Source organism: Picosynechococcus sp. PCC 8807, assembly GCF_001693295.1.
Lineage (GTDB): Bacteria > Cyanobacteriota > Cyanobacteriia > Cyanobacteriales > MRBY01 > MRBY01.
The window spans coordinates 2,461,484-2,485,697 of record NZ_CP016483.1 but is presented as its reverse complement, the minus strand read 5'-3'; the positions used below and the strand labels follow the sequence as shown (position 1 = coordinate 2,485,697).

The window sequence follows — 24,214 nt, the reverse complement described above, 5'->3', positions numbered from 1 at the left end:
TTTTGATGAATTGAATAAGTTTTTTTTATCTAAAACATAGGAGGCGATCGCCCATGGCCGGACGCAATCGGGAGATTTCTAGGCTTCAAGTTACAATGGCAAGATTCTGTGGGGCGTCTAAGGAAAGAAGATGTTATGAAAATTTTTTGGTCAAGTCTAACCATTGCCACCCTGGGAGCCAGCGCAAGTTTAGTTAGTCAGCCGGGCCTCACCCAGGTGCTTCAACCGACCACAACACCAGGGGCGATCGCCTTACCGGATTACGGTCTGTGGCAAAACCAAGAACGCCAAAAGTTACTCAACGCCATTGACCATAGCCTGCGCTACATCGATACCAATACTGCCCAAGCGGATTATGCAGCGGTACAAGTCCCCGGCTTCAGTCGAGAAAAGGTGCGGCGATCGCTGGTGCGGTTTCGGCAGTTGGTGCAACAATATCCCGATCCCCGCCAATTACACCAAGCGATCCAGCGGGAATTTGTCTTCTATCGCTCTGTGGGTAAAGATGGCACGGGCCAGGTGGACTTTACCGCTTATTTTGAACCAGCCTACGTCGCCAGCCCCGTTAAAACTAACGAATTCCAATATCCTCTCTATCGTCAGCCCCCCGGTTTTAAAACTTGGTCACAACCCCACCCCCGCCGTGTAGCCTTAGAAGGCCGTGATGGTATTCCGCCGAGCGATAGTCCCTTGCGGGGGCATGAATTGGTTTGGTTAAAAAGTCGCCTCGAAGCCTATCTGATCCAGGTGCAAGGTTCCGCCCGGTTGCAACTGACCAATGGCCGCACCATGTCCATTGGTTTTGATGGCAGTACCGATTATGAATATGTCAGCTTGGGCAAGGAGTTGATTAACGAGGGCATTTTTCAGCCAGAAGAATTGAGCCTCCCCAAATTAATTGACTATTTTGAGGCGAATCCCACAGAACTCAGTAATTACATTCCCCGCAATAATCGCTTTATCTTTTTCCGGGAAACCTTCGGGTCGCCGCCCATCGGTAGTATTGGGGTGCCCGTATTGGCAGAGCGATCAATTGCCACCGACAAAAGTATTTTCCCCCCAGGGGCGATCGCCTTTATTGCGACCCAGCTTCCTTACCAGCGGGCCAATGGAGACTGGTTAAAACTCCCCGTTAGTCGTTATGTCCTCGATCAAGACACAGGCAGCGCGATCAAAGGGGCTGGCCGGGTTGATATTTTCCTCGGTACTGGGCCAAACACCCAAACCCGCGCTGGTCTCGTCAACGATCCGGGTAATCTTTACTATCTCCTCCTCAAGGATTAAGCCTCGCCTAATTTCTCGATCAAAAATCCCCCTAAATTTTTTCATCTAGGGGGACTGAATCTTAAGGTTCAAAAGCGTGTTAAATATCAACAACGGCCTTAGTTGGCGTCTGGAAATCGGCACATTCTTTGAGCAGGGCATAATCTAGCTCACTAGGAACATTGATCGGTTGGAAACCCGCCGGAACCATTTGCAACGTCGGGCGATCGCCACCAGCAGCGACAAACCCCTTGGCCACATAATCCAATTGGTAATCGTAGGCCACCTGTTCGTAGGGATCGAGGACGGCTAAATCTAACTTACCGTTGTTAATCGCGCCTGAAAAGCAAGCATATTCCGAATTCACTTGGTAAAAGACCCCTTGCACCCGGTTGTTGTCATTCACCTGGAGCACCATGTAGTCCTGGCCTAATTGTTGGGCAACGGGAGAAGTTCCATAAACGAAAACGGCACTTTGCTGCTGGGCAATCAAGCGGGTATTTAGGGATGCAAAAAAGTTTTCACTCCGACTCAGGGCACGGTGTTCGAGGGTCGCTCCCTGGGCTAAATTTGGGGCGATCGCCGTCAGACCTAAACCCAGCAGCAGCGCCACTGGCCGCGCCACGAAATGACCTGCGAATTTTCTTAACTTTTGCCACACCATATTGCGCTCCCTAAATCTCTATCAACTGCCAAAAATCTCGATTATGTCCCGAAAAATTCCCCAATTTTTGGATTACTGGCAAAAATTTTTCTGTGACTTTATTTGATTTCCTTATCTCTGACTGTAACGTAAATCGAAACCCTAATGGAAGGGGAAAAAAGCCTTTCTTCTCATAAGTTTACGATGTGATTTTTTGCTCACAAAAAAAGACCCGGCCGGGTCAAGAAATGTAAATATTCCCTGGGATTTAGATTGAATATTTTGAGCAGTAACCGTTAAGCTCGCCACCAGGGGAGTGATGTTGAAGGCTTAATTTTGGAGGGCGCGGCGGATTTGTTGCATCAGTTGTGGCGCGGCAACGGCCCCTTCGATGCGGGAAACTAATTGTCCTTTGTTGTAGAGCACGAGGGTGGGATAGGCATGGACACCGTGGTGGGAGGCAAGGGCCGGATAGCGATCGCCGTCTACTTTAACGATTTGAATTTCATTGGCCATTTGGGGGCTGATTTCTTCGAGGGTTTTGCCCATAATTTGGCAGGGGCCACACCAAGTTGCATAAAAATCGACTAAAACAGGCTTTTCGGCAGCCTGTAACATTGCTTCAAAACTGGAAAATTGTTTTTTGACAGCCATGGAAAATAGCTCCGAAACGAGATTGCGAAGGGAATTGTTGCGATCGCACGACCCTAACTCCTATGATAACCCAGTCATCAAAACGCAAAGACTTTTGGAGAGATAGGCAATGGAGCTTTTACCCGCCGCGCAACAACGTCTGAAGGATCAAGTGGCCATCGTCACCGGGGCCTCTCGGGGGATTGGTAAAGCCACGGCGATCACCCTCGCCACAGAAGGTGCAAAGGTGGTGATCAACTACGCCCGTTCCAGTGCTGCTGCCGAGGCATTGGTCGCGGAAATTCAGGCCGCCGGAGGTGAGGCGATCGCCCTCCAAGCCGATGTGTCCCAGGAAGATCAAGTCAACGATCTCGTCGAAAAAACCCTCGCCCAATGGGACCAAATTGATATCCTCGTCAACAACGCCGGGATCACAAAAGATACCCTACTGATGCGCATGAAGCTCGATGCCTGGCAAGCTGTCATTGACCTCAACCTCACCGGCGTCTTTCTCTGCACCAAAGCCGTCACCAAACCGATGATGAAAAAACGCCGGGGCCGGATCATCAACATCACCTCTGTGGCCGGACTAATGGGGAACCCTGGTCAAGCTAACTACAGCGCCGCCAAAGCCGGGGTGATTGGTTTTACGAAGACTGTCGCTAAGGAACTGGCTAGTCGAAACATTGTGGTTAATGCCGTGGCCCCTGGTTTTATTACCACTGACATGACCGAAGGCCTCGAAGCCGATGAAATTCTCAAGTACATTCCCCTGGGCCGCTATGGTCAACCGGAAGAAATTGCTGGGATGATTCGTTTCCTCGCCGCTGATCCTGCTGCTGCTTACATTACAGGTCAAACGTTTAATGTAGATGGCGGGATGGTGATGCATTAAATTAAAGCGATCGCCTATTTCTTTTGCAAGATCCCCCAATGTTCATCCCCTTGCCGACTCGGCACAGAATTTTGAATCGGATCGAGGGCAAGAATCTTAAATCGTGGGGAAAACAACTGAATTACTTCCTGGGGGGTTGTGCCAAAGGGCGGGCCTCCCGTTTTGTTGTGGGTATAGAAAATGCCGTAGAGTTTGGCCCCTGGCTTCAGGATTGTGGCCGCCAAGGTAACGTAGTCGGGACGCTGCTCTGGGGCGATCGCACAGAAACAGGTATGCTCGAACAGATAATCAAAGTGACTTTTATGACTTTTTTTGAGATCAAAAATATTTTCTTCGAGTAAAGTAAGGGTAACACCATGCTCTTGGCTTAATGCTTTCGCGGCGGCGATCGCCGCTGGGGCAAAATCAACCCCCGTTACTGAGAACCCCTGTTTTGCTAAAAACACAGCATCATGGCCCTGGCCACAACCCAAAACCCCCCATTTCCCTTGGGGTAATGGTGCTGTCTTTGCGAAAAAATCCTGGAGCGGTGGCGCTGCTTGGCCGAGATCCCAGCGATGTTGAGCCCTTTGATATTTGTCTTCCCAAAAAGTTGAATCCCGTACCATCACCATTGCCCAACCTTAAAGCTTAGTTGCAAAGCATAAATGAGTTTATTTAATCAGTATTACACTAATTTCCAGAGGCTTTCTTATCAAACTTTTCAGATTGATGGCCGTTTCGCCAGCAGTAATCCTCCGTAACTTTTGTCCTAGTTCTCCTTTGCTTCCGTGCGTCTCATCCCCTCTTGCCCATGCAATATAATCCCGCTCTAATTCAAGCCCTTGGCGACATCGTTTATGAACGCTGTTTAACCTCAGGCGAAATGCTTTGGTACGGAGATTTTACGAGGGTTTTGGGGTATGCGGCGGCGGAAATGGGTAACGATTGTCAAACCTGGCTAGAGCGGATCTATCCAGAAGACCAAACCAAAGTCTTGGCTACCCTCGAACAAGCCTTTGCCCAACAGCAAGCCTACGAGTTGGACTATCGATTCCAGCACCATGACGGTTCCTATGTTTGGATCCAAGACCGGGGAGTTCCTAAGGATATTACTGCGCAAGATTCGGATCAGTTTTGGGTGATTGGGGTGATGCGTGACATTAGCGATCGCAAACAGGTAGAGCTAGATATGCACAATGCCCTGATGCGCGAAAAAGAACTCAATCAACTGAAAACCCGTTTCATTGACATTGCCTCCCATGAATTCCGCACCCCTTTGACCTCGATTTTGGGCTTTACTGAACTCCTCGAACAATACGCCCATAAATTCAACCCAGAAGCGCAACGGCGGCATCTACAGCGAATTAAAGGGGCGGCCCAACGGCTCCAAACCCTCGTTGACGATGTCCTTTCGGTCAGTCGCGTCGATGCAGGACAACTCACCCTAGAGCCAGCGCCCGTGCATTTTGAAGGGCTGTGCCAGGACATTATCGAAGAGTTGCAAGTGGTGTTTGGCCATACCCACCCGATCCAGTTTGATTTCGTTCCCCAATACCAAGGCGATCGCCGCCTCTTACCCGTCCTAGACGCCAAGATTATTCGCCACATTCTGTCTAATTTACTCTCGAATGCCCTCAAATACTCTTTTCCCGGTGAAGCCGTCAGCCTAGTAGTTTGTTGTGGCGATCGCCAAATCAGCATCACCATCACTGACCGGGGAATTGGCATTCCCCAAGCCGATTTACCACATTTATTTGAACCCTTTCACCGGGCTCAAAATGTTGGCAAAATTCCAGGCACAGGCTTAGGACTACACATTGTGAAACGTTACATTGACTTACACAATGGTACGATTATGGTCGCAAGTCTCGTGAATTCTGGCACCACATTCCGCGTTAAAATTCCCTGCTCTTTCGTGAGTAAACCCTGACTGACGCATCAAGTCCCATGAGAAACATCTACTATGGTTGCCTCCTCACTTTCCCCCACCATTCTCGTCATTGAAGACGAAGATTCGATCCGAGAGCTCATCGTCACCTTGCTCATCGCCGAAGATTATCAGGTTCTAGAAGCAGAAAATGGGCAGATTGGCGTCGGCATTGCCATTGAAAATCGTCCAGATCTAATTATTTGTGACATCATGATGCCGGGCATGGACGGTTATGGTGTCTTAGAAATTCTCCAAGCAGATCCAGAAACCGAAACGATTCCATTCATTTTTTTAACGGCCAAAGGTACGAAAGAAAATATTCGCCAAGGGATGAACTTGGGGGCCGATGATTACCTCACAAAGCCCTTTACCACCTACGAGTTACTTGACGCCATTAAAACACGTTTGCGGAAACATCGCTCCTGGCAGGGGTATTTTCAGCAAAAGAAACAGGCTGGCGATCGCCAACAAATCAACTACGCCGTTACCCACGATCCCATTACCCAGCTTCCCAATCAACTCGCCCTCCGGGATGACCTCAACCGCCTCCTAAAACAGTGGGAACCGTTCGTTCAGCAGCAACTCCAACCCCATGAGTCGTGGCAGATTCCCATTTTCTATCTGAGCGTTGATCGCTTTGAAAAAATCAACGAATTATTTGGCTATCAATTTGGTAATGCTGTCCTCAAGCATATCGTGCGCCAGTTGGTGACGGTGGTGGCCGAGGAGGCCTATTTAGCCTGTTTAAATTACACAGATTTTGTGGTGATTTATCCCCCCAATTGTGCGGTGCATGAGGCCGAACTCAATCAAATGGCAGAGCAGATCCTAGAAGCCTTTGGCAGCCCCCTGACGGTCAATGGACAAAAGATCTTGATCAATTGGTACATCGGGATGATTACCATGCCCTACCGGGAATACAACTTCGATAAGTATCTCAACCAAGCAAAAGAGGCGATGGAGACGGCGCGGCAACGGGGCAGCACGAACTATTATTTCCATTTCCAAGAAGCGCAAATTAATGCCAATCACCAAAATCTACTGCTTGATGCGGATCTCTACGACGCGATCCAAAACAATCAACTGACCCTGTATTACCAACCTAAAATTAGTACGACGACGGGCAAAATTGTTGGTGCAGAAGCGCTCATTCGCTGGTTTCATCCCACCTTAGGTATGGTCTCACCGGCGAAGTTTATTCCCCTTGCTGAAAAAAATGGTTTGATCGCCAGCATTGGAGAATGGGTGTTTCGGGCTGCTTGTCACCAGGCTCAACAATGGATGCAAAGGGGCATGAGCGATCTTAGGATCGCTGTTAATCTTTCTGGACGGCAATTTTATCAAGCTCAACTGGTGGAAAATCTGGTCGAAATTACCCAGCAATATGGGATTAATCCGGCCCAAATCGAACTGGAAGTGACCGAAAGTATTTTGATCTCGGATGTGGAGTTGGCGATCGCCCATCTGCAAGCCCTAAAAAACTCCGGTTTTCCCATTGCCATTGATGATTTTGGGACAGGCTACTCCTCCCTGAGTTATCTCCAAAATTTCCCCTTCGATATCCTCAAAATAGACCGCTGCTTTGTCCGCAACGTCGCTCACAATATCACCAACTCCACCATCGTCAAACACATCATCATGATGGCGAAACAACTCGAACTGACCACCGTCGCCGAGGGGGTCGAAACCATGGCCGAATTAGAATTCCTTAAGACGCAACATTGTGACGAGATCCAGGGGTTTTTGTTTAGTCCGCCGGTGCCCGCCGAAAAATTTACAGCCATGCTCCAGGCCGACCAAAATTTTTACGAACCATGTCCCATCTCGCCTAATCCCGCCTAGCTTCCGACCCTGACGCTACGAAAGAACCGGAGTACGATAGGATTAAGCCTATTCCAAACTTTTTTCGTATCAGACATTTATTCACAATGACTGCAGAGCCTAATCCCGCGATCGCCTTTTCCATGGACGACTTTGAGCATGCCCTCACCGAACATGACTACCATTTCGAACAGGGACAAGTGATCACAGGAAAAATTTTTGAACATCTATCCGATGGCGTCCTCGTGGATATTGGTGGAAAATCACCTGGGTTTTCTCCCCTCCGGGACGCACTCCTGGCAGGTGAGACAGATGCCCACACAGCTCTGCCCGTGGGCGAAACCGTTGAATTTTTGATTGTCCGGGGCCAAAATGCCGAAGGCCAAGTCACCCTGTCCCGCCGCAAATTAGCCGAACAACGGGTATGGGAAGATCTCGCCCAGGCCGCCGAAGCAGGCAACTCCGTCCAAATGCGGGTTACAGGTAGCAATCGGGGCGGCGTCACTGGTGATGTCCAAGGCCTGCGGGGCTTTATTCCCAACTCCCACCTAGTCGATAAAAATATTGATAATCTGATGGGGCAACTCCTGACGGTTAATTTCCTGGAGTTTGACCAAGAGCGTCGCAAATTGGTTCTGTCCCAGCGCTATGCCGCCCAAGCCGAAGTGATGCGTCGCCTGTCGATTGGGTCTTTAGTCAGTGGCACCGTGGTGAACATTAAACCCTACGGCGTTTTTATTGAACTCGATGGGATGACCGGGCTGCTCCACCGCAGTCAAATTAGCGCCAAGCCCGTTGACCAACTCGAAGCCCTTTTTAGTATTGGCCAAACGGTGCGGGTGCTGATCACGGACATCGAAGAAAATAATAGTCGCATTTCCCTTTCCCTCCAGGCCCTCGAAAAATTCCCCGGTGAAGTGATTGAACAGTTTGACGCAGTACAAACCAATGCCGAGGAACGGGTAGAGGCAGCCCGCAAAAAACTCAATCTGGTTTAAGGCATAAAAAATAAGGGAAAAGTTTCCCTTGTGAACCGGAATCAAACAATTTGATTATTTGAGGTGGTTTTTTTAGACCATCTTTTTTTTGGACAAATTTTGCCAGCGACTATTCAAAATCCAAGTCCGTATGGAGAGAACCTGATTCCACTAAGCTCGATTCTAGGTTCATACGTTGTTCCATCTGACCGAGGAAATAGCCCGTCATCATGGCGGACGCAAGGAGATTTGCTAAATTTTCGCGGTCGGTGGTGATGCTCACTTGAAAATCGTCTGGGGGTAAGACACCGATTAAGCCTCTGACATTGTGGGCGATGATATCTTTTATCTCCGAGCTAGCGGACTGGGCCACCCGTGCAAGTACGTCCGGATTTTGCTGTTGCAAGTATTCCATTAAATTGTTTGCGGCTTGTTCGTCAACGTCGGCGGAAAAGAAGTCAGAGTTAAAAATCATTCCTTAGTCCGAAAATATTTACTGCTCACCCCCCACTTTAGCTTTTATTTATCGGACTGTACATGGTGGGTAACCGGAGAGCCCAGAGAGAGTGCTAGGGGCCAATGGTGTGAATCACGAAGGCGATCGCCCCCAAAAATTCCCCAGGGAAGATCACCTGTAAAATAGATTACGCCCACAAACCCTGTTGTATTCATTTCGACGATGACCGTAAGCCCGCCTCGCCAACCCACTGATTTCCGTGTCAAGCTAGTCAACGGCCTTTTAGCGATCCGACCAATCGCCGCCCTGGCAAAAAACCGTGCTAGGGCAATGATGATTCAACGGGCCGAAAAGTTAGGGGTGCCCTGGCGAGAAACTGTGGCGACCCTACAAAAACGAGATTGGCAAGCAGATCTCGCGGCGGTTGAAAATCCAGATTTAACTTATCCCGAATACTACCTGCGTTCCTTCCATGCCTATGAGTCCGGAAATTTGGGTTGGGAGCCGGCCCTAGAGGTCGAGTCGGCGGCCTATTCTGTCCATTCAACCTTGTTTGGGGAACCGAATGTCCAAGGGGATGCGTTGTTGCGGGACAGTTATCACCAAATTTTGAAATTCAACATCGATATTACCCCGGAAAAAATTGTTGATATTGGCTGTAGTGTGGGCATGAGCACGGAGGCGCTACAGCAGGTTTTCCCCAATGCTCAGTTAACAGGGGTGGATTTGTCGCCCTATTTTCTGGCAGTGGCAAAATATCGCACCGCTCATCACGCAGATCAGTTTACCTGGTGCCATGCGCCCGGAGAGGACACCAAACTGCCTGGGCAATCGTTTGATTTAGTCTCCTGCTCTTTGATTTTCCATGAGCTTCCCCAAACAGCGGCGATCGCCATTTTCCGGGAAGCGAAACGACTCCTTAAGCCCGGCGGTTACTTCGCGCTGATGGACATGAACCCCCAGGCGGAAGTTTATAAAAAAATGCCCCCCTATATTTTGACGTTGCTCAAAAGTACAGAACCCTATTTGGATCAGTATTTCAGCCTCGATGTGGCCGAGGAGTTGCAGCGGGCTGGGTTTGAAGCACCCTTCATCCAAGAAAATACCGTCCGTCACCGCACGGTCATTGCCAAGGTCAGGGATTAAGCGATGGTAAAACGGGTTGTGATTTTAGGGGCGGGGGTCGTTGGGGCGGCGATCGCCTATGAGTTAAGTCAACTAGATCAGTTCGAGATTACAGTTTTGGACACAGCCCAACCCGCCAGGGGCTCGACGGGGGCGGCCTTGGGGGTGCTGATGGGGATCATCAGTCGCAAAACGAAGGGACGCGCTTGGACTTTACGCCGCCGCAGTATGGAACGCTTTCCAGGGCTTTTAGAAGAGCTTGCCGCTGCGGATCAGCCAGTACCCCACAATCCCCACGGGATTTTGAAATTATTGCGAGAACCAGAGGAACTGGAAAAAGACGATCGCCTCCGGGAATTGCGCCAAGCATCAGGCTGGGATTTAGCGATCTGGGATCAAGACACCATTCAACAACATTGTCCCCACCTCCAAGCCAAGGAAGCCGCTGGCGGCATTTTTTCGCCCCAGGATTTCCAGGTGCAGCCCGTCCCCTTCACCAAAGCCTTACTAGCCGTCGCCCAACAGAATGGTGCGCACTGCTACTTTGGAATTTCCCAACCCAAGTTGGAGATCACAGATCAACATTGTCAAAAAATTAGCACAGATCAAAACAGCTATCCTTGCGATTGGCTCATTGTTTCAGCGGGTCTGGGTTCCCTGGAGGTTACTAAACATCTAAGCGAAAGCCTGTCCCTGGGGCCAGTATTGGGGCAAGCCTTTCACCTGCGCGTGCCAAAAAAGCTTGAACCGCAAACCCCTTTTCAACCCGTGGTTAGCTTTGAAGATATCCATGTGGTACCCCTGGGCCAAGGGGAATATTGGGTAGGGGCGACGGTGGAATTTCCTGCTGAAACAGGTGGAATCACTCCAGACATCACCCTCGCCGATCAAGTGCTCCAAAAGGCGATCGCCTTCTATCCGCTTTTAAAAAATGCAGAAATTCTCCGGCATTGGTCAGGGAAACGGCCCCGGCCCAACGGTCAAGGTGCTCCCGTTCTCAAAGGGTTAGCGGGTTACGACAATATCCTCCTGGCCACAGGCCACTACCGCAATGGCGTCCTCCTGGCCCCAGCGACGGCCCTAACGATTCGCGATTGGCTCCTGGCCCCAGAAACCATTCCTTTTTAGTTTGTCCCAGTCCCTAATTTTTCTCACGTAAACCATGACGACCTCCGGCACCCTTTATTTGGTGGGCACCCCCATCGGCAATCTCGATGACATGACTTTCCGGGCGATCGCCACCCTCAAAAACGTCGATCTGATCGCCGCCGAAGACACCCGACACACCGGCAAACTTCTCAAGCATTTTCAAATTGCCACCCCCCAAATTAGCTACCACGACCACAACCGTCATCAACGGCAGGCGCAACTCCTCGAAAAATTACGCAGTGGGCTAAATATTGCCCTCGTGAGTGATGCCGGATTACCGGGGATCAGCGATCCGGGCTTTGAGTTGGTCGCCAGTGCGATCGAAGCAGAAATTACGGTGGTACCCATTCCTGGGGTCAGTGCCGGACTCACGGGCTTAATTGCCTCTGGGCTATCATCGGAAAAATTTGTCTTTGAAGGTTTTTTACCCCCAAAAAAGAAGGATCGCCATCAACTACTAAAGCAACTGTGTCAGGAACCCCGCACCCTAATTTTCTATGAAGCACCCCATCGATTGGTGAAAACCCTGACGGATTTACTGGAACATTTTGAAGGCGATCGCCCCCTTGTCTGTGCCAGGGAACTGACAAAACTCCACGAAGAATTTTGGCGCGGCACCCTCGAAACAGCCCTCACCCATTACCAACAGCACAATCCCAAGGGTGAATTCACCCTGGTCTTGGCCGGAGCGATCCCACAAACTGACCAAGAGGCACTGACCGATGCCGAAATTTTGGCTCAACTTGAGGCGTTAATGCAACAGGGCATGAGCCGCTCCGGGGCCAGTCGCACCCTGGCCCAACAACTCAACCTCTCCCGCCGCCACGTCTACCAACTCAGCACCGATCTAGAGGGTTAATTCTAGGAAGACGCTTGGGTTTTGGGTTTGTTGTTGTCTGCTTTTGCTTGGTAAGTAAATTCTTCGACGGCACCGGGTTCCCCTAAACGATGGGGTTGTTGATTATTAATGGTGATATAAACGGCCCCGGCATTACCGGAACGGACACGCACACTTTCATCGGCGATCCATTGTTTTTGGGTGCCCTTGGGGAGAGTTCCTTCAAAGGCAGTTTGACCGTCGATTTCGACGCGCATCCAGGCCATTTCCTGGGCACGAATATCTACCACTACGGACTCTGGTGTATCTGCCCCATTGTTGTCGGAGGCAATAGGGGAGGTAACTGATGGGGATAGTGCTGTGGTTTGGGCTGTGTTACTGTCTTGACGGGCTGGGGTTGTACTCTCCAGGAGGGCTGGATCGAGTTGGGGAGTCAGGCTTGGGTTTTGGTTACGGACAATATTGCCCAAGGATTGCACCGTGGCGACAATGATCAACAAGTAAGCAAGGTACAGATGACTAGGCCGCAACTGGAAATGGTAGATAAATTGGCTCCAGCGGGGAATATGCCAACGGTTCTGGGTTTCGGCTTGGGGAAATTCCTGGGCGATCGCCGTTCCATCGAGGCCAAGACATTCCGCATAGCAGCGCAGGAGACCTTGGAGATAAACCGGTTCTGGGAGTTGCTCTAGGCGACCCGCTTCAATATTTTCAAGGAGTGCCCGACGAATGTTCGTTTTACGGGACACAAAGGCGAGGGACCAGTCTTTGGCGAGGCGTTGTTGCTGCAACTGGACACCAATTTGGGCGAGGTATTCTTGCTGGGGGATGGGGGAATGGATCGCTGTCTCCTTCATGCTTGGTACTCCCGGACTGGGGCGGATGAATGGAATGGGAAATTAGAATTATATTGGGATCGGAGCTGTTTGATCTCCGCTTTCGTTAGGGGACGGGCTTGGCCCCGTTGCAGATCGCCCAGGTGTAGGTTACCAATGGCGAGACGATGGAGTTTTACCACAGGAAAACCGAGCTGTTCAGCGACCCGACGGATCTGGCGGTTGCGCCCTTCGGTAAGCATGATATCAATACAGGTTTTATCTTGGGTAATGGTTTTGAGGTGAATTTGGGTGGGCAAGGTACGGCGATCGCCCAACATTACCCCCTGACGCCACTGGTCGAGGACATGCTCTGGCACTTTCCCCTTGAGCCAAACGCGATAGGTTTTGGGAATGTGGTAACGGGGGTGGGTCAGGGCCAGGGTGAAATTACCGTCATTGGTCAGCAGCAACGCCCCTGTGGATTGGGCATCGAGGCGGCCAATGGGGTGAATGCCCTTTCCCTGTCGGAGCGGTGGGGGCAGCAAATCTAAAACCGTCGATCGTCCCTTGGGATCTGCGCAGGTGGAAACCACCCCCTTGGGTTTGTGGATCAAGTAATAGTAATGTCGCGGGCGTTCGGTCGCCTTGAGGGGTTTACCGTCAACACAGAGGCGATCGCCTTCTGGATCCGCTTGATCACCCAATTGAACAGGTTTGCCATTGAGGGTCACCCGTCCAGCGAGAATGAGTTTTTCTGCTCCCCGCCGTGACGCGATGCCCCAACGGGCGAGAATTTTTTGCACCCTTTCAGCCATAGATTATGGAGTGCTGGTTTCTAAAAAGCCAGGAAAATTGCAAGTCATATTTTACAAATCTTAGCAGGTGTTGTTTCCCCGCATAAATACCTAAAATCAAAGGCAGATGTCGAAATTCCTTGACAAAAGTAAGCCAAAGCGTGGGCTGACCTTGATCATTTACCCACGACGTCCGGCGTAATTTCGTCGGCTTAACGACCAATGGTGATGTTCCCCACCCGGATGGGGACGCAGGCGTGGGTCATTTGGGCAATCTGCATCGGTTCGCCTTTGCCGCACATATCGGTGCCCCGTTGTTCTAATTCTGAGGCCGGGGCGATCGCCTCGACTTTATTCCAAAATTCTGTGGTCATGCTCTGGTAGGTAAGATTTTTGACCATGCCTTGAAGCTGGCCATTTTTAATCCGCCAGACGCCATTGCCGCCAAACTGGAAATTCCGCCGTTGCTGGTCAATGGAAAAAGTATCATCTCCGTCGATGAGATAACCACCTTTGGTATCGGCGATCATTGCCGCGAGGGTTGCCGTGCGATCGCCCCCTGGTTCCCCAGGTTCGAGGCCCAGATTCGGAATCCGCACCATGGGAACACTGGCCCAACTATCGGCAAAGGCACAGCCATTACTCTCCGGGCGGCCAAGGCGATGGGCGGTTTCCCGGTCGGTGAGATAATCCGTCAAAATACCATCTTTAACCACGTACCATTCCTGGGCCTTGACCCCTTCGTCATCATAGCCAGCGGTGCTGCGGCCACCGGGTTGGGTGCGGTCGGCCTTGAAATTGACCCAAGGGGCTGCGTATTGCAGTTGATTGAGATGATTTGTTGTGGCGAAGCTCGTCCCGGCAAAATTTGCCTCATAGCCATAGACCCGGTCTAGCTCCGTGGGATGGCCGACAGATTCATGGATCGGCAACCAGAGATGACTCGGCTTGAGGATCAAGGTGGTTTCACCGCTGGGGGCTTCGGGGGCGTGGACTTTCTCAATAGCTTCCTGGGCGACGCGCGCGACATTGTTCCGGAGGGTTTCCGGTTCGATGTGTTCGTAGCCGAGGTTCAAAGGCGATCGCTCATATTTGCGACCCTGGGCGTCTCCATTGGCCACCGCCGTACAACCCATCCCGGCGCCACTGCGATAGAGCCGTTGTTCAATTAACGACCCTTCCGTCGATGCAAAAATTTTATCTTCTTGGGTAAAGCTCAAATAGGCATAGGCTTTTTTAATCTGGGGATCATGGCCTAAGAACCGATCCGTTAAATCGAGGAGGAGGTTTGTCTTTTCCGTGAGGGATACCGCAAAGGGATCAATTTGAATCGGCGTTTCGTAGCGATCGCGGTAGGCTGGCACTGGCACCAAGCGAATTGGTTCCCGTTGGCTGAGGCGACTGCCTTTAGCAATATCAATGGCCAACTGCACAACGCGCACAATTTCTGCGGTCGTCCGCCGGTGACTCGCGGCAAATCCCCAGGCCCCCTGCCATAGGACTCGCACCCCAAAACCAGCGCTCACATTATCACTGAGGCGTTTGAGGGAACGATCCTGGGCCCAGAGTCGCTGCTTGCGATAGGTACAAAGACGAATTTCGCCGTACTCACAACCCTGGTTTCGGATTAGCTGAATGGCGGCCTGGGCGAGGTCGCTAAACGTCACATGTTGGGGGTGAGGCGCGGCTTGAACCATGGTTTAAAAAAGAATGAGGTTGTTGTGATCTTAATGAATATTTTGGGCGATCGCCTGACCCGCGAGCCAACTGGTCGTCCAAGCACTCTGGAAATTGAAGCCCCCCGTAATCCCATCGATGTCGAGCACTTCCCCGGCGAAAAAGAGGCCAGGACAACGGCGACTTTCGAGGGTTTTGAAGTTCACTTCCTTGAGGGAAACACCGCCGCAGGTGACAAATTCTTCTTTGAAAACGCCCTTCCCTTGGATGTTGTATTGGCCCTGGGTTAATTCTTGACAGAGGATATTCAGTTGTTTTTTCGCGAGATCCGCCCAATTTTGATCGGGGCTGATCCCCGCAGCTTGGGTCAAACTTTGCCATAGACGCTTGGGAAGGTCTACTGGAGCAAGGGTCGTAATTTTCTTTTTGGGATGTTGGGTCTTAAAAGTTTGGATGTCTTGACGGAGGGTTTCTGGATTAATGTCGGGGAGCCAATTCACCGTGAGGGACATTGTGTAGCGGTGTTCGGCTAACGTGCGCGCCCCCCAAGCCGAGAGTTTTAAAACCGCTGGCCCACTGAGGCCCCAATGGGTAATCAGCAGTGGCCCCATTTGTTCGAGCTTTTTCTTTTTATCTAACTTGATGCTGACGGTCGCCTCAGACACACTCACTCCCGCTAAACCCTGAAGACGGGGATCATTAATCTGGAACGTAAATAACGATGGTTGCGGCGGAATAATCTTGTGGCCCAAGGTGGCGGCCAATCGATGCCCGGAAGGATGACTTCCCGTCGCCAACAAAATGAAATCAGCCAAAAGGCGATCGCCCCCCTTGAGATTCACCTGAAATTGTCCTGTTTCATCTTGAATAATGCTTTGCACAACAGCCCCGGTGCGACATTGGATTTTTGCCTGGGTTGCTGCTGCGAGAAAAGCCCGGATAATCGTTTCGGAATCGTCTGTCACCGGGAACATTCGTCCGTCGACTTCGGTTTTGAGCTTGACCCCTTCGGCCTTGAGCCAAGCAATCATGTCCTGGGGTTGAAACTGACTGAAGGCCCCCCGTAATTCCCGCTGGCCCCTCGGATAGGCCTTGACTAATTCCACGGGATCAAAGCAATGGTGGGTAACATTACAGCGGCCGCCCCCAGAGATTTTCACTTTGCTCAAAAATGTTTTACCCGCTTCGAGGATAATCACCTCTAACTTTGGGTTCGTCCGGGCAGCGGCGATCGCCCCAAAAAAACCCGCCGCACCGCCCCCAACGACGATTAATCTTGCCATGGTTTGTTAGTAATTCTTTGTCCACTCCAGCCCATAGAGGATCCCAGAAAGGAGCGTCAGGAGCAACATGATATTGATGATGCCCCCCGGCAGTAGCGTAAAGGGCGGCACCCCAAACCCTCGCAAAATCCAGAGCAACAAAAAGCAGACGAGACAAGTAATAAAGAGGTAGAGAACACCGGAAGAATTGGAGCGATTCACAGGGCGACACACCGGGTCAAATAACGTCTCTAGTTTAACATTTGCCCCTTGGGGCCGCCCAAAACCCGCTATCATAAACAGTTGCAAAAATATCTAGATCAACACCCTCCTATGACCCAGCAATACCGGATCACCCTCCTCCCTGGCGATGGCATTGGCCCCGAGATTTTGGCCGTGGCAGTGGACGTTTTAAAAACCATTGGCCAACAATTTGATCTAGAGTTTGTTTTTACCGAAGCTTTGATGGGGGGCGCAGCCATTGATGCCACTGGGGAACCCCTCCCCCAAGCGACCCTAGATGCTTGTAAAGCCAGCGATGCGGTATTGTTTGCGGCCATTGGTGGCTACAAATGGGATAACCTGCCCCGGGCGCAACGGCCAGAAACCGGTTTATTGGGTTTGCGGGCGGGCCTCGGTCTGTTTGCAAATTTGCGTCCGGCCACGATTTTGCCCCAGCTCATTGATGCCTCTACCCTGAAGCGGGACGTGGTCGAAGGGGTAGACATTATGGTAGTGCGGGAACTTACTGGCGGTATTTATTTCGGGAAGCCCAAAGGCAGCGTCACTTTAGAAACGGGCGAGAAACGGGGCTTTAACACCATGGTCTATGACGAATCGGAAGTGGATCGCATTGCGAAAGTCGCCTTTGACATTGCCCAAAAACGGGGTAAACGTCTCTGTTCTGTGGATAAAGCAAACGTTCTGGATGTGTCGCAACTGTGGCGCGATCGCCTCAATTTGATGGCCGAAAATTATCCCGATGTGGAACTGTCCCATCTCTATGTGGATAATGCCGCCATGCAGCTCATCCGCGCCCCCAAGCAGTTTGACACCATTGTTACGGGAAATTTGTTTGGGGACATTCTTTCCGACGCCGCCGCCATGCTCACGGGGAGTATCGGGATGTTGCCCTCGGCTAGTTTGGGGGCGGATGGCCCAGGAGTTTACGAGCCCGTCCATGGGTCTGCGCCGGATATTGCTGGCCAGGATAAGGCGAATCCTCTGGCGATGGTGCTCAGTGCGGCGATGATGTTGCGCTATTCTTTTGACCAACCAGAAGCAGCAGCCAAAATCGAACAAGCGGTACAAACGGTCCTCGATCAAGGCTTCCGCACCGGCGACATCATGTCCGAGGGCATGACTCTCCTGGGCTGTAAAGGCATGGGCGAAAAACTCTTGGCGGCCCTCAATGCTTAGGTCTCACCTTGGAGGTTGATGCGGGTAAAAAATTCGGCGGGCTATTTTTTTGAAAACACTTTTTGGCCATGGGGAACCTGAACTTTTCGAGACGGATTCCCCTACTGTCAAATTCTCCAGACAAAAATACAATAAATGGGTAAGTTCTAGGGTTTCTTTTCGGAGAAGCGATGGGACTTTATCTTAATATTTATTGTTCTGTCCTATGCAACCCACTAACCCGAATCAATTTACCGAAAAAGCCTGGCAGGCGATCGCCCAAACGCCGGACATTGCCAAACAAAATCAGCAGCAGCAGATCGAATCTGAACATCTGCTACAGGCACTGTTAGAGCAAGACGGCCTCGCGAAAAGTATTTTTACCAAAGCGGAGATTCCCCTGGCCAAATTGCGAGACCGCACCGCAACCTTTATTGCCCAGCAACCGAAAATATCCCAACCGAGCGAATCGGTTTATTTAGGCCGGAGTTTAGACCTCCTTTTAGACCGCGCCGATCAACACCGAAAATCCTTTGGGGATGACTTTATTTCCGTTGAACATTTAATCTTGAGCTATGCCAAAGATGACCGTTTTGGCAAAAATCTCTACAAAGAATTTGACCTCACAGAAAATAAATTAAAGACGATCATTACGCAAATTCGAGGTAATCAAAAGGTGACCGACCAAAACCCGGAAGGGAAATACGAATCCTTAGAAAAATATGGCCGTGATTTAACGAGTCTCGCCCGCAACGGCAAACTAGACCCGGTCATTGGTCGCGATGATGAAATTCGCCGCACGATTCAAATTCTCTCCCGCCGCACGAAAAATAATCCGGTTTTGATCGGGGAACCAGGGGTCGGGAAAACGGCGATCGCCGAAGGATTAGCCCAGCGGATCGTTAACCGTGATGTCCCCGAATCCCTAAAAGATCGCACCCTAATCGCCTTGGATATGGGGTCGCTCATTGCTGGGGCAAAATATCGTGGTGAATTTGAAGAACGCCTCAAAGCTGTTTTAAAGGAAGTCACCGACTCCGAAGGGCAGATCATTCTCTTTATTGACGAAATCCACACCGTTGTCGGCGCTGGGGCGACCCAGGGGGCAATGGATGCTGGGAACCTGCTTAAACCCATGCTCGCCCGGGGTGAACTGCGCTGTATTGGCGCGACGACCCTCGATGAATACCGTAAATACATCGAAAAAGATGCCGCCCTGGAACGGCGCTTCCAGTCGGTGATGGTCAACGAACCCAATGTGGTCGATACCATCTCGATTCTGCGGGGTCTGAAGGAACGCTACGAAGTGCACCACGGGGTCAAAATCGCCGATACAGCCCTCGTTGCTGCCGCGATGCTCTCCAACCGTTACATTAGCGATCGCTTTTTACCGGACAAGGCAATTGATCTGGTGGACGAAGCTGCAGCCAAACTGAAGATGGAGATCACCTCCAAGCCAGAAGAACTCGATGAAATTGACCGGAAAATTCTCCAGTTGGAAATGGAAAAACTCTCCATCCAAAAGGAAAAAGATGAAGTTTCTCTCGAGCGACTCGCCAAGCTGGAAAAAGAACTGGCCAATTTCAAGGAAGAGCAGTCCCAACTCAACGCCCAGTGGCAATCGGAAAAAGAATTTATCGACAAAATTCGCTTTCTCAAGGAGGAAATCGATAAAACCAACCTAGAAATTCAACAGGCCGAACGCAATTATGACCTCAATAAGGCGGCAGAGTTGCGCTACGGGAAGTTGACGGAACTGCAACAGAAAATCAAAGATATCGAGAGCAATCTTGCGGCCCAACAGGTGACCGGAGAATCTCTGTTGCGCGAAGAAGTGATCGAGTCGGATATCGCTGAAATCATTTCAAAATGGACAGGTATCCCGATTAGTAAATTAATCGAATCGGAAAAAGAAAAGCTGCTCCACCTCGAAGCAGAACTCCACCGTCGGGTTGTCGGCCAAGAAGAAGCCGTTACCGCCGTTGCCGAAGCGATCCAGCGATCGCGCGCCGGACTCGCCGATCCCAACCGTCCCACGGCTAGCTTTATTTTCCTGGGGCCGACGGGGGTCGGGAAAACAGAACTCGCCAAAGCCCTCGCCCAATTTCTCTTTGATACCGAAGAAGCCCTCGTGCGGATCGATATGTCCGAATACATGGAGAAACACGCCGTTTCCCGTTTAATGGGAGCGCCTCCAGGCTATGTGGGCTATGAAGAAGGGGGCCAGTTAACGGAAGCAATTCGCCGCCGTCCCTACTCGGTGATTCTCTTTGATGAAATTGAAAAGGCCCATGCCGATGTGTTTAATGTGATGCTGCAAATCCTGGATGATGGCCGTTTGACCGATTCCCAGGGGCGGACAGTGGACTTTAAAAACACGGTGATCATCATGACCAGTAATATCGGTTCCCAATTCATTTTGGATATTGCCGGCGATGATGCCCGTTATGAGGAAATGCGCAATCGGGTAATGGAGGCGATGAATGCGAACTTCCGGCCGGAATTTCTCAACCGCATCGATGAACTGATTATTTTCCATGGTCTACAAAAGGATCAACTGCGCTCCATTGTTCAACTTCAGGTGAATCGCCTTGCCGAACGCCTCGCCGAACAGAAGATCAGCATTCAACTCACCCCAGAAGCCTATGATTTCATTGCCGAGGTGGGCTATAACCCGGTCTATGGTGCGAGACCCCTCAAGCGGGCCGTCCAGAAATATGTCGAAACGGCGATCGCCAAAGGGATCCTCAAGGGTGAATTTAAAGCAGGCAGTGCCATTACAGTCGATGTGAAAGATGAACGTTTGACTTTTAGTGTTTAAACGCCTTTGAAATTCATCTTCATCAACAAACCCTGTGTTAGAGGCTTAGAAGCTAACACAGGGTCTTGAGTTTCTAAATATTTATTTGTTTAAACTCAACGCAAGAAAAAGCCTAGCGTGGCATCACATTGATGTTTACCAAGCTCATGGCGTTGCCTTCTGGGTTGGAGACAATCACTTGATTCGTTGCAGGAATAAATTCAATCCCTTCTGGCTCAAACCCAGCCTCTTGATCGGCCCGAACAACATCAGGGTTGAGAACGACAGTATCGAGCAGCTGAACATTTCTGGGGTTGGAAATGTCATGGATTGTGATCGCATCTGAACGCTCGATCGCCACGAATGCCAGGGTACGACCATTTACAACACCAACAGAAACAACCTCAGGTTCCGGGCCTTTGCTGTTACAGCGCTGGGGCAAGCCGAGGGCAATGATGCTTTCTTCGATGGAATTGCCGCTATCTCCCAAAAGTTCACCCGTGGTTGCGTCAAAGACACTAATACTGCGGGTACCATGGGGACTTAAGGGAATTCCTTCGTAGGACTGGTTATTGACATTGGTCAAATTATCTTCATCGGCGGTGACAAAGTAGCGACCATCTGGGGTAATGGCAATGCCATCGGGTTCACGGGCAGAGGTGAATTCTTGTCTGAGGGATAGGTCATAGCTGCCAGAACGACAGCTTCCTTCTCCAACTTTATCTTGAACTAAACCGAAACCCGTACGAACGCCGACATCAAAGTTTTGCACCGAAAAGATATCAGGGGTTAGACGTCTGGGCAAAGGAGAGGGAATTTCAATGCGAGCGACAGCATTATTTTCTTGTAGTGTGGCGACAATAAAAGAGCTATCAGCCGCAATGCGAACCGTCTCAGGCTGTGGGTCGTGGGGGAAAAAGGGAATATTGTCGGGGGGAATGGGCACCTCGACCTGGGTCATGCGATTGGGGCCACGTCGGAGATCAATGATCGAAACGGTTCCAGCGCCGTTTTCTAGGTTCGTCAGATCTTCTTCGTTTTCTTCATCTTCATTGGCGACGGCAGCAAACTGACCATTCGGGGCGATCGCCACGGAGTCTGGGCCGCGACCTACAGTTACGTGCCCAAGGGGTTCTAGATCGGGGAGAGAGAGGGCCACGACCTTGCCTGGCATTTCGTCAAAGGTATCCAGATTTGCGTCATCTGCGTCTTTGACCCCGATGAGTGCGAAGGCCCCGTCTGGGCTAATGGAAACTCCAGTGAGTTCGGCGTCCGCAGAACCTGCGGGCAAAAATTCGTCCGTTAGGGTCCAAGTCCCTTCGACGGTTAAGGCATTATCTTCGATCGCCACTAAGGTCGCTGTTTTTGCGCCGACCACAAGGGCGTGGCGACCATCTTTTGTGACAGCGAGCATTTCTGCACCGGCGAGATCCGTTAATGTGAAAACAACTTCACCTCGAATGGTTGCGTTTTGGGCGATCGCTTGGGGCGGAAAGATTAGCGTGCCCAATGGAAGGCCGGCAAGAGTCGATAAGAGAGCTAACTTGAAACTAGCTTGTAGCTTGGGCTTCACCATTGATGCCACTAAGCTTTTCACACCACTATTTAAGTTCATTACCTAATATTTATCTGATTAATACCACGACCCCAACGATACAATGGAAAGAGAATTGATTGAGTTAAAAAGAAACTAAGCAAAGTTTAATTTTAGATTTTGTAAAGACTATTTTTTGTGATTTTATTATTGTTTTTTAGTCAAATATTTTTTAGTTAAGGTGCAACTAAAAGTAATTAAATCAAGGGGATAATGTCTTAATTAGGCGAAGGAATTAGAGCCATGCTGAAGCATTGTTAACCTTGACCTTCCCGCATGGATCCATGATGGAGTTGCTTTCCCTTTTCTTTCTCCGGCACAATAGAAGACCGTGCAGTTTAGTCAGGGAAACATAACGATGGCCAGTCAGTGGGAAAATTTTCTAAAAAATCTGGGGAACTGGCGCGGTTCCTTTGCGGGGGTCAATCTAGATGGCGAGATCACCACGGAAGTCCCCTCTATTTTGACTCTATCACTCATCGACGGGAACCGGGATAAGGTGCTGTTTACCCTGCGGCGCTTTGAAAATGGCGTCTATGACAGCGAACCCACCAGCAATATGTCCCAGGAATTTACCGGATTGGGGCGGCACACGATGTTTTTCGATACGGGGTCTTTCTCGAAAGGTTCCATGTGTCTCTCGTCCATCTCATCGTTCATCGCCGAATATGGATTTATCAAAGGCGATCGCCGGATGCGGATGGTGCAAATGTATGGCGATGCCTTTACCTTCAATAAATTGGTCTTTATCCGAGAATTTCGTGAGGGAAGCAATGCCCAGGAACGACCACCACTGACTGTGGAACAACTTTTGGGTACCTGGGAAGCGGAATACTACGTTTACACCCCCGATCTCGATCCCCCCAAGGTGCACCAGAGCCGCTTAACCCTCAGCAAAGAAGGCGATTATCTCCACCAGACCCTCGAATTAGAACACCAAACCATCGCCTCTAAAGGACAGATCCAAGGCAAGACGATTCGCTTCACGGAAGGCAGTACGCCCCGCAATCTGGTGCTATTACCCGATGGGGCTTCGATGAATGTGCCGCCCCAATTGGCCCAGCGGCAAGCTTTTTTTGTGGAAGCAGGTTGGCTCGTCAGCGACAACGAACGACAACGGATCATGCGCAATTACAATGACCGGGGTGAATGGGTTAGTTCGACGTTGATTTTTGAGCGACGGGTGGCCTAGGCTGCGGTTGGCAGAGAGTTTGGTGTAGTTGATAGCGGTATTCGGCGTCGAGAAATTGGTGCTGGAGTTTTGTCCACTGGTGCCAAGTCTGGTGGCGATTATCGTGGAAAATCTCACAGAGGGTAGGTAACTCCTGATCAAACGTTTTACCGAGGGCTTTTTCTAGAAATGCTTGCAGCACTGCATCATCCTGGAGCAAACCGATGAGGGTTTGGACTTTCTTAATCGCCTGGAGCTGATCGGCATAATCTTCGCCATAAAAAGGCGCAAAAATTTCCATGGTGTAGCGCGATCGCTTGGCGGCCTTGCGGAGGTCATGGAGAATTGGGCTGTCGGTCGCAAAAAGCGTTTCTAATTGTTTTTTCGAGAGCTTCTTCGGACTGTAACCGACCCACCAACCGGGATGGAGCAACAGTTCGCTGAGTTGGGGCAATAGTAAATCCGGCAAGATCAGTTGAATGTCCACCGAGGCGATCGCCTGATATTGGGGTTGATCTAACCAAGCCTGGGTCGCCCCTTTGAATTCCCCATAACGGGCCGAGTTGAGAAATTTCCGCACCTTAGTCAGTTGTTTTTGACGACGCTTGGCTAATTTTTTGAGGGCAATTTCGAGAATTGTGACTTCAACGGTCGGCAGTTGGGGCAGATATCGCTCCCGAAAAGTCAGGGTCATCACATCCACATCCCGCAACTTCCCCAGAACCCGACCATAACGACCCACCTGTTTCGGGGTCAAAGCCTCCGGTAAAACCAGGGCAGGGGCAAACCCCAATAACACACTGCGCAAGCGCCGCATCCCCACCCGCATTTGGTGCAATTCTTCTGGATCACGGTCGGCTAAAACCCCCGCTTCGTGGCTGAGGATTTTTTTGTAATGCTTGGCGATCGCCTTATGTGCCCAATCGCCAAAACTTTGTGTTTGGGGTGGCTGCATCATTTATGCCCAAATCAATCTCACCACCTCGA

At 50.6% G+C, this 24,214-nt stretch carries 22 protein-coding genes; 11 read left to right on the top strand and 11 right to left on the bottom strand.

Annotated features, from left to right (window positions below; translation table 11 throughout):
* Positions 1-135: 135 nt before the first annotated feature.
* Positions 136-1,284 carry a murein transglycosylase A gene (locus tag AWQ24_RS12085; RefSeq protein WP_065716956.1) on the top strand — a complete coding sequence of 383 codons (1,149 nt, stop codon included), beginning with the start codon at positions 136-138 and terminating at the stop codon, positions 1,282-1,284.
* 79 nt (positions 1,285-1,363) lie between these two features.
* Here the strand turns inward: AWQ24_RS12085 and AWQ24_RS12080 are convergent, their stop codons facing one another.
* Entirely contained in the window at positions 1,364-1,927 is a 564-nt protein-coding gene (locus AWQ24_RS12080; protein WP_065716955.1) for a hypothetical protein, read from the bottom strand.
* 309 nt (positions 1,928-2,236) lie between these two features.
* The gene (locus AWQ24_RS12075) at positions 2,237-2,560 is read right to left on the bottom strand and encodes a co-chaperone YbbN (RefSeq protein WP_012307964.1); all 324 of its coding nucleotides are present in this window, start codon (positions 2,558-2,560) and stop codon (positions 2,237-2,239) included.
* 109 nt (positions 2,561-2,669) lie between these two features.
* On the opposite strand from AWQ24_RS12075, the gene fabG reads away from it, so the two are divergent.
* Positions 2,670-3,434, top strand: coding sequence for a 3-oxoacyl-[acyl-carrier-protein] reductase (fabG, locus tag AWQ24_RS12070; protein WP_012307963.1), 765 nt, complete (start codon positions 2,670-2,672; stop codon positions 3,432-3,434).
* Between the two features lie 14 nt (positions 3,435-3,448).
* On the opposite strand, the gene AWQ24_RS12065 is transcribed toward fabG, so the two are convergent.
* A complete protein-coding gene (locus tag AWQ24_RS12065) occupies positions 3,449-4,048 on the bottom strand; it encodes a methyltransferase domain-containing protein (protein ID WP_065716954.1) in 600 nt (199 codons plus the stop codon).
* Positions 4,049-4,227: 179 nt separating this feature from the next.
* Here AWQ24_RS12065 and AWQ24_RS12060 point away from each other — a divergent pair, with 179 nt between their 5' ends.
* From AWQ24_RS12060 to AWQ24_RS12050, 3 genes are all read left to right on the top strand, one after another.
* Complete coding sequence (locus AWQ24_RS12060) at positions 4,228-5,346, top strand: HAMP domain-containing sensor histidine kinase (RefSeq protein ID WP_065716953.1); 1,119 nt, start codon at positions 4,228-4,230, stop codon at positions 5,344-5,346.
* Positions 5,347-5,379: 33 nt separating this feature from the next.
* Complete coding sequence (locus AWQ24_RS12055; protein WP_012307960.1) at positions 5,380-7,188, top strand: bifunctional diguanylate cyclase/phosphodiesterase; 1,809 nt, start codon at positions 5,380-5,382, stop codon at positions 7,186-7,188.
* A gap of 86 nt (positions 7,189-7,274) precedes the next feature.
* Positions 7,275-8,165, top strand: coding sequence for a S1 RNA-binding domain-containing protein (locus tag AWQ24_RS12050; protein WP_065716952.1), 891 nt, complete (start codon positions 7,275-7,277; stop codon positions 8,163-8,165).
* 109 nt (positions 8,166-8,274) lie between these two features.
* Here the strand turns inward: AWQ24_RS12050 and AWQ24_RS12045 are convergent, their stop codons facing one another.
* Complete coding sequence (locus AWQ24_RS12045; protein WP_012307958.1) at positions 8,275-8,619, bottom strand: DUF760 domain-containing protein; 345 nt, start codon at positions 8,617-8,619, stop codon at positions 8,275-8,277.
* Between the two features lie 204 nt (positions 8,620-8,823).
* Between AWQ24_RS12045 and AWQ24_RS12040 the strand changes: the two genes are divergently transcribed.
* Genes AWQ24_RS12040 through rsmI form a run of 3 tightly spaced genes read left to right on the top strand, consistent with a single transcriptional unit; the run spans position 8,824 to position 11,734 of the window.
* Positions 8,824-9,747: a class I SAM-dependent methyltransferase gene (locus AWQ24_RS12040; protein WP_065716951.1), complete on the top strand. Its 924-nt coding sequence runs from the start codon at positions 8,824-8,826 to the stop codon at positions 9,745-9,747.
* A 3-nt stretch (positions 9,748-9,750) separates the two neighbouring features.
* Complete coding sequence (locus AWQ24_RS12035) at positions 9,751-10,854, top strand: FAD-binding oxidoreductase (protein ID WP_065716950.1); 1,104 nt, start codon at positions 9,751-9,753, stop codon at positions 10,852-10,854.
* 34 nt (positions 10,855-10,888) lie between these two features.
* Positions 10,889-11,734, top strand: coding sequence for a 16S rRNA (cytidine(1402)-2'-O)-methyltransferase (rsmI, locus tag AWQ24_RS12030; protein WP_065716949.1), 846 nt, complete (start codon positions 10,889-10,891; stop codon positions 11,732-11,734).
* Positions 11,735-11,736: 2 nt separating this feature from the next.
* Here the strand turns inward: rsmI and AWQ24_RS12025 are convergent, their stop codons facing one another.
* The 5 genes from AWQ24_RS12025 to AWQ24_RS12005 form a co-directional block, all read right to left on the bottom strand.
* Positions 11,737-12,570, bottom strand: coding sequence for a RodZ domain-containing protein (locus tag AWQ24_RS12025; RefSeq protein WP_065716948.1), 834 nt, complete (start codon positions 12,568-12,570; stop codon positions 11,737-11,739).
* A complete protein-coding gene (locus AWQ24_RS12020) occupies positions 12,567-13,346 on the bottom strand; it encodes a pseudouridine synthase (protein ID WP_012307953.1) in 780 nt (259 codons plus the stop codon). The genes AWQ24_RS12025 and AWQ24_RS12020 overlap by 4 nt, the downstream gene beginning before the upstream one ends.
* Positions 13,347-13,537: 191 nt before the next feature.
* Positions 13,538-15,022, bottom strand: coding sequence for a TldD/PmbA family protein (locus AWQ24_RS12015; RefSeq protein ID WP_065716947.1), 1,485 nt, complete (start codon positions 15,020-15,022; stop codon positions 13,538-13,540).
* 30 nt (positions 15,023-15,052) lie between these two features.
* Positions 15,053-16,285: an NAD(P)/FAD-dependent oxidoreductase gene (locus tag AWQ24_RS12010; RefSeq protein WP_012307951.1), complete on the bottom strand. Its 1,233-nt coding sequence runs from the start codon at positions 16,283-16,285 to the stop codon at positions 15,053-15,055.
* A gap of 6 nt (positions 16,286-16,291) precedes the next feature.
* On the bottom strand, positions 16,292-16,561 hold the full coding sequence (locus AWQ24_RS12005) for a hypothetical protein (RefSeq protein ID WP_198158652.1): 270 nt from the start codon (positions 16,559-16,561) through the stop codon (positions 16,292-16,294).
* A 36-nt stretch (positions 16,562-16,597) separates the two neighbouring features.
* Between AWQ24_RS12005 and leuB the strand changes: the two genes are divergently transcribed.
* Entirely contained in the window at positions 16,598-17,683 is a 1,086-nt protein-coding gene (gene leuB / locus AWQ24_RS12000; protein WP_012307950.1) for a 3-isopropylmalate dehydrogenase, read from the top strand.
* 205 nt (positions 17,684-17,888) lie between these two features.
* Positions 17,889-20,483 (top strand): ATP-dependent chaperone ClpB, encoded by a 2,595-nt coding sequence (clpB, locus tag AWQ24_RS11995; protein WP_065716946.1) that lies wholly within the window; start codon positions 17,889-17,891, stop codon positions 20,481-20,483.
* Positions 20,484-20,595: 112 nt separating this feature from the next.
* Here clpB and AWQ24_RS11990 read toward each other — a convergent pair whose 3' ends face one another.
* The gene (locus tag AWQ24_RS11990) at positions 20,596-21,972 is read right to left on the bottom strand and encodes a choice-of-anchor I domain-containing protein (protein ID WP_157094622.1); all 1,377 of its coding nucleotides are present in this window, start codon (positions 21,970-21,972) and stop codon (positions 20,596-20,598) included.
* A gap of 442 nt (positions 21,973-22,414) precedes the next feature.
* Between AWQ24_RS11990 and AWQ24_RS11985 the strand changes: the two genes are divergently transcribed.
* Positions 22,415-23,248, top strand: coding sequence for a DUF3598 family protein (locus AWQ24_RS11985; RefSeq protein ID WP_065716944.1), 834 nt, complete (start codon positions 22,415-22,417; stop codon positions 23,246-23,248).
* On the opposite strand, the gene AWQ24_RS11980 is transcribed toward AWQ24_RS11985, so the two are convergent.
* Positions 23,211-24,185: a CHAD domain-containing protein gene (locus tag AWQ24_RS11980; protein WP_030006850.1), complete on the bottom strand. Its 975-nt coding sequence runs from the start codon at positions 24,183-24,185 to the stop codon at positions 23,211-23,213. The genes AWQ24_RS11985 and AWQ24_RS11980 overlap by 38 nt on opposite strands.
* Positions 24,186-24,214 lie beyond the last annotated feature (29 nt).